Annotated in this window: 11 protein-coding genes; 6 read left to right on the forward strand and 5 right to left on the reverse strand. The window is 67.0% G+C overall.

Annotated features, from left to right (window positions below):
• The first annotated feature begins 72 nt into the window (after nucleotides 1–72).
• The 5 genes from folP (at nucleotide 73) to AC2VOG_RS03780 (ending at nucleotide 3,217) form a co-directional block, all read left to right on the forward strand.
• Entirely contained in the window at nucleotides 73–948 is an 876-nt protein-coding gene (folP, locus tag AC2VOG_RS03760) for a dihydropteroate synthase (protein ID WP_486938574.1), read from the forward strand.
• Complete coding sequence (locus AC2VOG_RS03765; RefSeq protein ID WP_486938575.1) at nucleotides 945–1,937, forward strand: glucosyl-3-phosphoglycerate synthase; 993 nt, start codon at nucleotides 945–947, stop codon at nucleotides 1,935–1,937. Before folP ends, AC2VOG_RS03765 begins: the two co-directional genes overlap by 4 nt.
• Nucleotides 1,938–1,973: 36 nt before the next feature.
• Entirely contained in the window at nucleotides 1,974–2,312 is a 339-nt protein-coding gene (locus AC2VOG_RS03770) for a DivIVA domain-containing protein (RefSeq protein ID WP_486938576.1), read from the forward strand.
• On the forward strand, nucleotides 2,302–2,934 hold the full coding sequence (locus tag AC2VOG_RS03775) for a DNA-3-methyladenine glycosylase I (protein WP_486938577.1): 633 nt from the start codon (nucleotides 2,302–2,304) through the stop codon (nucleotides 2,932–2,934). The genes AC2VOG_RS03770 and AC2VOG_RS03775 overlap by 11 nt, the downstream gene beginning before the upstream one ends.
• Before the next feature lie 115 nt (nucleotides 2,935–3,049).
• Complete coding sequence (locus AC2VOG_RS03780; protein ID WP_003406247.1) at nucleotides 3,050–3,217, forward strand: DUF3117 domain-containing protein; 168 nt, start codon at nucleotides 3,050–3,052, stop codon at nucleotides 3,215–3,217.
• Between the two features lie 23 nt (nucleotides 3,218–3,240).
• On the opposite strand, the gene glgA is transcribed toward AC2VOG_RS03780, so the two are convergent.
• The gene (gene glgA, locus AC2VOG_RS03785) at nucleotides 3,241–4,404 is read right to left on the reverse strand and encodes a glycogen synthase (RefSeq protein WP_486938578.1); all 1,164 of its coding nucleotides are present in this window, start codon (nucleotides 4,402–4,404) and stop codon (nucleotides 3,241–3,243) included.
• 179 nt (nucleotides 4,405–4,583) lie between these two features.
• Here glgA and glgC point away from each other — a divergent pair, with 179 nt between their 5' ends.
• Nucleotides 4,584–5,798, forward strand: a complete 1,215-nt coding sequence (gene glgC, locus AC2VOG_RS03790) for a glucose-1-phosphate adenylyltransferase (protein WP_486938579.1) — start codon at nucleotides 4,584–4,586, stop codon at nucleotides 5,796–5,798.
• Nucleotides 5,799–5,820: 22 nt separating this feature from the next.
• Here the strand turns inward: glgC and AC2VOG_RS03795 are convergent, their stop codons facing one another.
• From AC2VOG_RS03795 to AC2VOG_RS03810, 4 genes are read right to left on the reverse strand one after another with little or no spacing between them, the layout of a single operon-like run.
• Nucleotides 5,821–6,495 carry a methyltransferase family protein gene (locus tag AC2VOG_RS03795; RefSeq protein ID WP_486938580.1) on the reverse strand — a complete coding sequence of 225 codons (675 nt, stop codon included), beginning with the start codon at nucleotides 6,493–6,495 and terminating at the stop codon, nucleotides 5,821–5,823.
• A 10-nt stretch (nucleotides 6,496–6,505) separates the two neighbouring features.
• Complete coding sequence (locus tag AC2VOG_RS03800; RefSeq protein ID WP_486938581.1) at nucleotides 6,506–8,137, reverse strand: ABC transporter permease; 1,632 nt, start codon at nucleotides 8,135–8,137, stop codon at nucleotides 6,506–6,508.
• Complete coding sequence (locus tag AC2VOG_RS03805; RefSeq protein WP_486938582.1) at nucleotides 8,134–9,039, reverse strand: ABC transporter ATP-binding protein; 906 nt, start codon at nucleotides 9,037–9,039, stop codon at nucleotides 8,134–8,136. The genes AC2VOG_RS03800 and AC2VOG_RS03805 overlap by 4 nt, the downstream gene beginning before the upstream one ends.
• The gene (locus AC2VOG_RS03810; protein ID WP_486938583.1) at nucleotides 9,026–9,667 is read right to left on the reverse strand and encodes a TetR/AcrR family transcriptional regulator; all 642 of its coding nucleotides are present in this window, start codon (nucleotides 9,665–9,667) and stop codon (nucleotides 9,026–9,028) included. The genes AC2VOG_RS03805 and AC2VOG_RS03810 overlap by 14 nt, the downstream gene beginning before the upstream one ends.
• Nucleotides 9,668–9,957 lie beyond the last annotated feature (290 nt).

The following is a 9,957-nucleotide window of genomic DNA, read 5'->3' on the forward strand; positions in this document are numbered from 1 at the left end:
TGGGGTGGCACTCTTTTTTGGAATCGTGACCGCATGCGATATCACCGCGAGCGCACCAGGCACGATGGTCTGATGCCGTCCACCTTGTGCGGTCGTCCGGTGAGCGACCAGCGCGCGCTGATCATGGCGATCGTCAACCGCACCCCGGACTCTTTTTACGATCGCGGTGCCAACTTCGCCGATGACGCCGCCCGGGCCGCGGTGCATCGTCTCATCGCCGAGGGGGCCGACGTGATTGACGTGGGAGGCGTGAAGGCGGGCCCGGGGGAGAGTATCGACAGCCACGCCGAGATCGCCCGGGTGGTGCCGTTCATCGAGTGGCTTCGCGACACCTATCCCGACCAACTGATCAGCGTCGACACCTGGCGCTCGGAGGTGGCCCGCCTCGCTTGCCGGGCAGGAGCGGACCTGATCAACGACAGTTGGGGCGGCTACGATCCCGCGATGCCCGGAGTGGCCGCCGAATGCGGGGCCGGGCTGGTGTGCTCGCACACCGGCGGCGCGCGCCCGCGGACACGTCCATTCCGAGTCAGCTACGGGACCAGCACCCGTGGCGTGGTCGACGACGTCATCAGCGAGGTCACCGCATCTGCCGAACGAGCTGTCGCGGCCGGGGTGGCTCGCGATCGGGTGGTGATCGACCCGACGCACGATTTCGGCAAGAACACCTTCCACGGGCTGGCGCTGTTGCGGCACATGGAAGATCTCGTTAACACCGGGTGGCCGGTGTTGATGGCGTTGAGCAACAAAGATTTCGTCGGGGAGACTCTTGGGGTAGGCCTGACCGAGCGGCTGGAGGGAACCCTGGCCGCGACTGCGCTGGCCGCTGCGGCGGGGGCCCGGATGTTTCGGGTTCACGAAGTCGGGTCCACCCGACGGGTGTTGGAGATGGTGGCGTCGATTCACGGGCAACGCCCGCCCGCGCGCACGGTGAGAGGACTGGCATGACGGCATCTGAGCTGGTCGACCTCGCGGCCGAGGGGGCGCTGGCCGCGGCGCCCGGCGACGTCTGGCTGGCTGACCGGAGCTGGACTCGTCCGCAGTGGACGGTCGAGGAGCTGGAAGCGGCCAAATCCAAAGGGGCCGGCAAGACCGTTTCGGTGGTGCTGCCTGCCCTCAACGAGGAAGACACCGTCGAGTCGGTGATCGAGAGTATTTCGCCGCTGGTCGGCCGCCTGGTCGACGAGCTGATCGTGCTCGACTCGGGATCCACCGACGACACCGAGATCCGCGCGATTGCCGCCGGCGCGAAGGTCGTGACCCGCGAACAGGCGCTGCCCGAGATCGCGCCGCGGCCCGGCAAAGGCGAGGTGCTGTGGCGTTCGCTGGCGGCCACCAGCGGCGACCTCGTGGTGTTCGTCGACTCCGACCTGATCGAGCCGCACCCGATGTTCGTGCCGCGGCTGCTCGGCCCGCTGCTCACCCAGGACGGCATTCACCTCGTCAAGAGCTTTTATCGGCGGCCTTTGCACGTCGGCGACGCCCGCAGCGGCCGCGAGGGCGCCACCGGCGGCGGGCGGGTCACCGAGCTGGTGGCCAGGCCGTTATTGGCGGCATTGCGGCCCGAGCTGGGCTGCGTCCTGCAGCCGCTCGGCGGCGAATACGCGGCCACCCGGGAGCTGCTGACCGCGCTGCCGTTCGCACCCGGTTACGGCGTCGAGATCGGCCTGCTGGTCGACACCTACGATCGACTCGGCCTGGACGCGATCGCGCAGGTCAACCTCGGCGTGCGAGCACATCGCAACCGGCCGCTGGCCGAACTGGGTCCGATGAGCCGACAGGTCGTCGCGACGCTGCTGTCGCGCTGCGGCATCCCCGATTCCGGAGTGGGGCTCACGCAATTCTTTGTCGACGGCCCCGACGGGATGGGCTACACACCGCGCACCTCGACGGTGTCGCTGGCCGACCGGCCCCCGATGAGCAACCTTCGTCCCTGAGCGACCTCGTCGGACCCATAGGGCAATATCGATCCCGTGGCATTGGTATTGCTGTACTTGGTGGTCCTGGTCCTGCTAGCGGGTGTGCTCTTCGGTGTGGTCAGCCTGCTGTTCGGCCGCGGTGAGCCGCTACCGCCGCTGCCCCGCGGGACCACCCCGACCGTCCTGCCCGCTTCGGGTGTCACCCGCTCCGACGTCGACGCGGTCAAGTTCACCCAGACGCTGCGCGGTTACAAGACCAGCGAGGTGGACTGGGTGCTGGACCGGCTCGGGCAGGAGCTCGACCTGCTGCGCGGCCAGCTGTCCTCGGTGCACGCCGCGGCCGCTGCCGGCGAACGGCCACCAGATACCGCGGACGAGCCCGGTGACCGTTGACGACGGCCTGGTCCGCTGCGGTTGGGCGGTCGGCAAGCCCGGCAGCGCGGATTTCGGGCTCTACCGCGACTACCACGACACGGAGTGGGGTCAGCCGCTGCGCGGCCAGGTGCCGCTGTTCGAGCGGATGAGCCTGGAGGCCTTCCAGAGTGGGCTGTCCTGGCTGATTATCCTGCGCAAACGGGAGAATTTCCGGACGGCGTTCGCCGGCTTCGTGCCCGAGGAGGTCGCCCGGTTCACGCCCGCCGACGTCGCGCGGCTGTTGGCCGATCGGGGCATCGTCCGCAACCGGGCGAAGATCGAGGCGACCATCGCCAACGCACGGGCTGTTGCCGAGGTAGACGACTTCTCGGAGCTGCTGTGGTCGTTCGCTCCGGCGCGCCGGCTGCGGTCTCAAAGGCCCAAGACCTTGGCCGACGTCCCCGCCGTCACGCCGGAATCCACTGCAATGGCCCGCGAATTGAAGCGCCGCGGATTCCGCTTCGTCGGCCCCACGACCGCCTATGCGCTGATGCAGGCGACCGGGATGGTCGACGATCATGTGCGGGCGTGCTGGGTGCCCCCACCGCCGACGATGCGGCCCGCTTCACGGGCGGCTGAGGGGGCAGGCAAGAGAACCTGAGCGGCCGCTGGAAACGCCGAGCCGGAGGTCGTGCGCGCCTATTCACGCGGATAGGGAACAATGAAGGTGTGAATGTGCAGTTGACGGGCCAGCTCGATTTCGGAGGGAGTGCTCGATGGCGGCGATGAAGCCCCGGACCGGTGACGGTCCACTGGAAGCGACGAAGGAGGGGCGCGGCATCGTGATGCGGGTACCACTGGAAGGCGGTGGCCGGCTCGTCGTCGAACTGACCCCTGACGAAGCCGCCGCACTGGGCGACGAGCTCAAAGGCGTCACGAGCTAAACCCGCCGTATCGTCGGCCGGCGTTACGCGCACACCTTCTGGTAGATCTCGAGGGTCTGCGCGGCGATCTGCGACCAGGAGAACTCCGCGATGCAGCGCTGGCGTCCCGCTTGGCCGTAACGTTCGGCCCGCTCCGGATCGGCGACCACGACGTTGACCGCCTGCGCGATCCTGTTCTGGTAGCCGATGGCATCTTCCGCGTCATAGTGCACCAGCAACCCCGTCACCCCGTCGACGACCACCTCGGGTATCCCGCCCACGTCAGACGCGACCACCGCCGTACCGCAAGCCATCGCCTCGAGGTTCACGATCCCCAGCGGCTCGTACACCGAAGGGCATACGAAAACTGTTGCAGCAGATAGTATTACACGTAGCTTGTCGATCGGCAGCATATCCTGGACCCAGCACACCCCGGTCCGCGAAGCGGCCAGAGCTGCGACTCCTTGCCGTACTTCGGCGGCGATTTCCGGTGTGTCGGGCGCTCCGGCGCACAGCACCACCTGCACGTCTGGGTCGAAATCGTGCGCGGCTGCCAGCAGATGCGCGACACCCTTCTGCCGGGTGACACGTCCAACGAATGCGACCACCGGCCGGCCCGGATCGACGCCGAGGTCGGCCAGCACCGACTCGCCCGCCTTCGGCTCGACCGGATACCAGATGTCGGTGTCGACTCCGTTGCGCACGACGTGGACGCGGCCCGGATCAACGGCCGGATACACCCGCAACACGTCGTCCCGCATGCCTGAACTGACCGCGATCAGCGCGTCGGCGGCGTCGACCGTGGTCTGCTCGACCCACGACGAAATCCGGTAGCCGCCGCCTAACTGCTCGGACTTCCACGGCCGCAGCGGCTCCAGCGAATGCGCGGTCAGCACGTGCGGCACCCCGTGCAGCAAGGACGCCAGGTGCCCGGCCATCCCGGCGTACCAGGTGTGGGAGTGGACGACGTCGGCCTCCGCGGCGGCAGCAGCCATCACGAGGTCCGCCGACAGCGTGGACAACGCCGGGTTCGCTCCGCGCAGCTGAGCGTCGGGCTGGTAGGCAAACGCCGTCGGCCGTGGCGCGCCCTGGCAGTGCACGTCCACCCGGCACAGCTGGCGTAGTTGTGCGACGAGCTGGGTCACGTGCACCCCGGCCCCGCCGTAGACCTCCGGCGGGTATTCCCGAGTCATCATCGCCACGCGCATACCCGGCACCGTAATGGTCGCTGCCGAACCGCCGATGGGCCGACCCGTTGCGTGTGACCCTCGTCTCGCCGCAACGAGCCAAATTTGTTGATGGTCAGTCCCTCCGTGTGGGTACCTACACAATGATCTGGCCCCCGTTTGATCTGGCAGGGGTTCGCGACGGCCGTTAGGTTTAACGCATGAGGGAAGCACCGCACGTGCTGGGCATTGTCCTGGCCGGGGGTGAAGGTAAACGGCTGTATCCGCTGACCGCCGACCGCGCCAAGCCGGCGGTGCCCTTCGGTGGTGCCTATCGGCTGATCGACTTCGTGCTGTCCAATCTGATGAATGCCCGCTATTTGCGGATCTGCGTTCTCACGCAGTACAAGTCGCATTCACTGGACCGTCATATTTCGCAGAACTGGCGGTTGTCCGGTCTGGCGGGCGAATACATCACCCCGGTCCCCGCCCAGCAGCGACTCGGCCCCCGCTGGTACACCGGCTCCGCGGACGCGATCTATCAGTCGCTGAACCTGGTTTACGACGAGGATCCGGACTACATCGTGGTTTTCGGGGCCGACCACGTCTACCGGATGGATCCCGAACAGATGCTGCGCTTCCACATGGACAGCGGGGCCGGCGCCACGGTCGCCGGAATTCGGGTGCCCCGTGCCGAGGCCAGCGCGTTCGGCTGCATCGACGCCGACGAGTCCGGGCGCATCCGCAGCTTCGTCGAAAAGCCCAGCGATCCGCCGGGGACGCCCGACGATCCGGAGGCCACGTTCGTCTCAATGGGCAATTACATCTTCACCACCAAGGTGCTGATCGACGCGATCCGCGCCGACGCCGACGAGGATCATTCCGATCACGACATGGGCGGCGACATCATCCCCCGACTGGTGGCTGACGGCATGGCTGCGGTCTACGACTTCAACGACAACGACGTGCCGGGCGCGACCGACCGCGATCGCGGGTACTGGCGTGATGTGGGGACACTGGACGCGTTCTATGACGCCCACATGGATCTGGTGTCGGTGCACCCGGTGTTCAATCTCTACAACAGGCGCTGGCCAATTCTTGGCGCGTCGGAGAATTTGGCGCCGGCCAAGTTCGTCAACGGCGGCTCAGCCCAGGAGTCGGTCGTGGGCGCGGGCAGCATCATCTCGGCTGCCTCGGTGCGCAACTCGGTGCTGTCGTCCAACGTCGTGGTCGATGACGGCGCGATCGTGGAAGGCAGCGTGCTCATGCCGGGCGCGCGGGTCGGCCGCGGCGCGGTGGTGCGTCACGCGATCTTGGACAAGAACGTCGTCGTCGGGCCCGGCGAGATGGTCGGGGTGGACCTCGAGAAAGATCGCGAGCGCTTCGCGATCAGCGCCGGCGGCGTGGTCGCCGTGGGCAAAGGGGTCTGGATCTAGCGCGGCCAATTTCGTGGCAGCGTCACCACACGTACGGCAGCAACCGGTAGCGCACTCGCTGGGTGTATTCCCGGTAGCCGCTGAGTTCGTGGGTCAGCAGGGCCTCTTCGTCGCGAATGCGCAGCACGAGAACGAGTATGCCGGGGATCAGCAGGAACAACCCCCAGTACGAGCCCAGCGCGGGCGGGATCCCGAGCATCAGCACCACGTTGCCGGTGTACATCGGGTGGCGCACCAGCCCGTACAGCCCGGTGGTGACCAGCTGCTGGCCGGCTTCGACCGTGACATTGGCTGCCGCATAACCATTTTCGATGACCACCAGCATCGCCAGGCCCAGACCGACCGCGACCAGCACGTCGCCGATGACCGACGCCGGCGCCGGTACCTGCGACCATCCGTAACGCCAGTCCAGGGCGCTGACGACGAACGTGGCCGGAAACGCGACAAATATGACTGTGATGAGAATCCTTTGCAGCGTCCGCTTTTCGGCCTTCGGCCCGGCCTGCATCCGCCGCTCGAGCGCGGCCGGGTTGGTGCGCATCAGATAGATGGACGGGATCCAGGTGAATAGCGCGAACACCGCGAGGAATACCCAGCCCCGCCAGTAATGCGTGGTACCGGCCGGCACGAACAAGAGCAACCCGAAAGCGATCAGGCCTAGGGTGGCCGAGAGCAGCCCTTTGGCAGCAGTTTTCATGACCGCCTCCTTAGCTCTGCACGTCGCGGCGCTGGAAGGCCGCCGTTCCCAGCGCGATCAGCCCGGCGTCGATCGTCAACAGCGCGAGCAGCGGAACAGGAGTGACGGTATGACCGGACACTAGCGGAACGTGCGCGAACGGTTCCAGGTCGAGCACCCACTGCGGCAAGCCGGACAATTCGCCGATCAGATACAGCGCGACGAATGCGACCAGCACGCCCCACGCCACCGGGCTGTATCGTGGCGCGAGCCCGAATAGCGCGACGGCTACCGCGGCGGGCAGCCACACCGCGGGCAACTGCACCAACGCGGTGCCCACCACCATGAACAGTTTGCCGCCGACGTCGTGGGCGGCTATCCCGTAGGTCAGCCCCGCGACCATCCCGGCGATCACGATCGCCGAGGCCGAACCCAGCAGCGCCAGCACGAGATGACCAGTCAGCCAACGGCTTCGGCTCACCGATCCGCTCAGCAGTGTCTCGGTGTGTTGACCAGCTTCCTCGTGGCGGAGTCGCAGCGTCAGCGAGATGGCGAAGGCGGCCGCCATCATGGCCAGCATGCTGAACGCCGCGGCAACGAACGCCTGCTCCAGTAGCTTGGTGCCGCCCATCCGCACAACCACGTCGCGCGCCGCCGCGCCACCGAGTTCGTCGCTGATGCCGTGCACGATGCTGCCGATCAACAGTCCATACAGACACAGCCCGACGGTCCACATCACCAGCGCGCCGCGGTCGAGTCGCCATGCCAGCCCGAAAGCGTTGCGCAGCAGAGCCGTTGCTTCAGCAGGGCCGGGCCGCTCGGCGATCAGTCCGCCTCCGACGTCGCGTCCGGCGAGTAGTCGGTAGGCCAGCGCCGTCAGCAGCACCGTCGTCGCGAGATGCAGCAGCAGCACCCACCACCGGTCGCCGGCGTACGGGCGGACCTGCAGCGACCAGCCCAGCGGCGAGAGCCACGACAATGCGGTCGACCCGGCGTCGCCGGCGGCGCGCAACGTGAACGCGGCGGCCAGCACACTGAATGCCGCTCCGCGAGCGAACCGCGCACTCGTCGAAAGTTGCGCTGTCACAGCGGCTACCGCGGTGAACACCAAGCCCGAGCAGGCCAGCGCCGCGCCGAACGCCAGCGACCCGCGCGACGGAACACTGGTCTCCAGCAGGCCGGCCGCGCCGATCGCGCCGGTGGCCAGCGATGCCCCGAACGCCAAGATCAGGGTGGCGGTGAGGCCGGCGTAGCGACCCAGCACGGTCGAGCCGAGCAACTCGGCGCGACCGGTTTCCTCGTCGGTGCGGGTGTGGCGGATCACGGTGAGAATCACCGCCACGCCGATCAACAGATAGAACATGCCGGCTTTCCAGATACCGGTCGCGCCGAGGCTGTCGTTGTAGATGTTGCCGTACAGCGCTCGCTGTGCCGGACTGGCCATGATCATCGCGACGAACTCGGCCCGGGCTGCCTGGGTGGGGTAAACTTTTTCGATGCCGCCGATGTACACGGTGGCCAGCGGCGTCGACAGCAGTAACACCCAGAGTGGCAACACGATTCGGTCGCGCCGGAGGTAAAGCCGGAGCATTCCCAGCGTCCCGGTGAAAGACGAATGGTGTACCGGCGCCGGCGCGGCGGGCCGTTCTAGCAAGGCGCTCATGAGCATGTCAGTTCGCGTTGACCGTCGGCGCCGTAGTGCCGCATGAACAGCTCTTCCAGCGTGGGTGGTTGGCTGACCAGGCTGCGGACGCCGGTGTCGCCGAGCACCCGGATGAGGTCACCGAGGCCTTCGGCGTCGACCTGGGCGTGCAGCACGGTGCCGTCGTAGCTGACGTCGGCTACACCGCGGATGCGGGTGAGGTCGCCGGGATCGCGCAGTAAGTCGGCGGTGATCGTGGTGCGGCTGAGGTGCCGCATCGATTCCAGTGTTCCGCTCTCCACGGTCCGGCCGGCGCGGATGATCGTCACCCGCTGGCACAACCGCTCGGTTTCGGCCAGGATGTGGCTGGACAGCAGCACCGTGGCACCGCGATCACGGGCTTCGGCGACACACTGTTGAAAGATGTTCTCCATCAAAGGGTCCAGGCCGCTGCTCGGCTCGTCGAGCAGCAGCAGCCGAGCCCGCGACGAGAAGGCGGAGATCAGCGACACCTTCTGCCGGTTGCCCTTGGAATAGGTGCGGGCCTTCTTGTGCGGGTCGAGTTCGAAGCGCTCGATCAGCTCGGCGCGCCGCTTGCTGTCGATGCCGCCGCGCATGCGGGCCAGCAGGTCGATGGTCTCCCCGCCGGTCAGATTCGGCCACAGCGTGACATCGCCTGGTACATAAGCGATGTGGCGGTGCAGCTCGACGGCGTTGGCCCACGGGTCGCCACCCAACAGGCGCACGGTCCCGCCGTCGGCCTTGACCACACCCAGCAGGATGCGGATGGTGGTCGACTTCCCGGCGCCGTTGGGACCGAGGAAGCCGTGCACTTCGCCCTCGCGCACGCTCAGCTCCAGGCCGTCGAGCGCTCGGGCTTTACCGAAAGCTTTTGTCAGGTTGTGAATTTCAATCGGATGCATCGTCGTCTCCGTCGGCTTGAGCCAGGAATGCCTCGTACATGTGGCTGTCGGTCAGCAGGCCGTCGGTGTACAGCTCCAGCGCGGGCAACACCATGTCGCTCGCGTAGTCGCGCAGCACGGCCCGCAAATCGGTGGGGGTCTTGTGCATCTGGATGTAGAGCAGGAATCCACCGCCGCCGGTAATCGCCAGATACTTGGCCCGGGCGGCCGGGTCCCGGCTGGGCTTCAGGATGCCGCTGCGGACGCCCTCGTCCAGGTAGCTCGCGGTGTTGTCCATCATCGTCTGCCAGAACGTCTTGGCCAGGTCCCCGCCGGCCTGCATGCTGCGCACCAAGTAGGCCATCAACGGCGCGTACTCCTCGATCTCGGCCATCGCGGCGAACCAAGTTGCCGGGTCGCTGGAGTTCATCGCCTCGGATTTGGCGGTGCGGATCTCCTCGGCGACGTAGTCGTCGCAGGCCTTGCGTAGACCGTCCTTGGAGCCGAAGTGGTGGATGACCAGCGCCGCGCTCACCCCGGCGGCGTCGGCGATCGGGCGCAGGCCGACACCGAAGCCCTGATCGCCGAACCGCTCGATCGCTGCGTTGCGGATCCTGGCGGCCGCAGTGAGGTCATCGAGTGAACGCATGTTCAGGATGCTAAACAATTGTTCAGTCAAGGTCCAGGATGCGTGCCTCGCGCTCAACGGTAAGACCTAACTGGCCAAGCTGGTGCTGGCGTGTCGGCCGGTCGTGCGCTTGCCGCCTTCTGCCTGCCCCTCCTGCGGTCGAGTGTGAACTGACGGCGTCGAGTGTGAACAGGGGGCGGGAATTTCGCGCCCACGTTTCACGCTCGAAGTCCAGGATTCACACTCGATGCCCTCGACGCAGCTGTGACCCGACACCACCCGCAGTAGGGGATACATCCCCGACTACGCTG

The sequence above is a fragment of the Mycobacterium sp. TH-M11 genome (genome assembly GCF_057473725.1).

Coding starts and splice junctions, on each gene's coding strand:
- AC2VOG_RS03795 (WP_486938580.1), bottom strand. CDS start 6,495: ATGAAAACTGCTGCCAAAGGGCTGCTCTCGGCCACCCTAGGCCTGATC.
- AC2VOG_RS03800 (WP_486938581.1), bottom strand. CDS start 8,137: ATGAGCGCCTTGCTAGAACGGCCCGCCGCGCCGGCGCCGGTACACCAT.
- folP (WP_486938574.1), top strand. CDS start 73: ATGCCGTCCACCTTGTGCGGTCGTCCGGTGAGCGACCAGCGCGCGCTG.
- AC2VOG_RS03780 (WP_003406247.1), top strand. CDS start 3,050: ATGGCGGCGATGAAGCCCCGGACCGGTGACGGTCCACTGGAAGCGACG.
- AC2VOG_RS03765 (WP_486938575.1), top strand. CDS start 945: ATGACGGCATCTGAGCTGGTCGACCTCGCGGCCGAGGGGGCGCTGGCC.
- glgA (WP_486938578.1), bottom strand. CDS start 4,404: ATGCGCGTGGCGATGATGACTCGGGAATACCCGCCGGAGGTCTACGGC.
- AC2VOG_RS03810 (WP_486938583.1), bottom strand. CDS start 9,667: ATGCGTTCACTCGATGACCTCACTGCGGCCGCCAGGATCCGCAACGCA.
- AC2VOG_RS03805 (WP_486938582.1), bottom strand. CDS start 9,039: ATGCATCCGATTGAAATTCACAACCTGACAAAAGCTTTCGGTAAAGCC.
- glgC (WP_486938579.1), top strand. CDS start 4,584: ATGAGGGAAGCACCGCACGTGCTGGGCATTGTCCTGGCCGGGGGTGAA.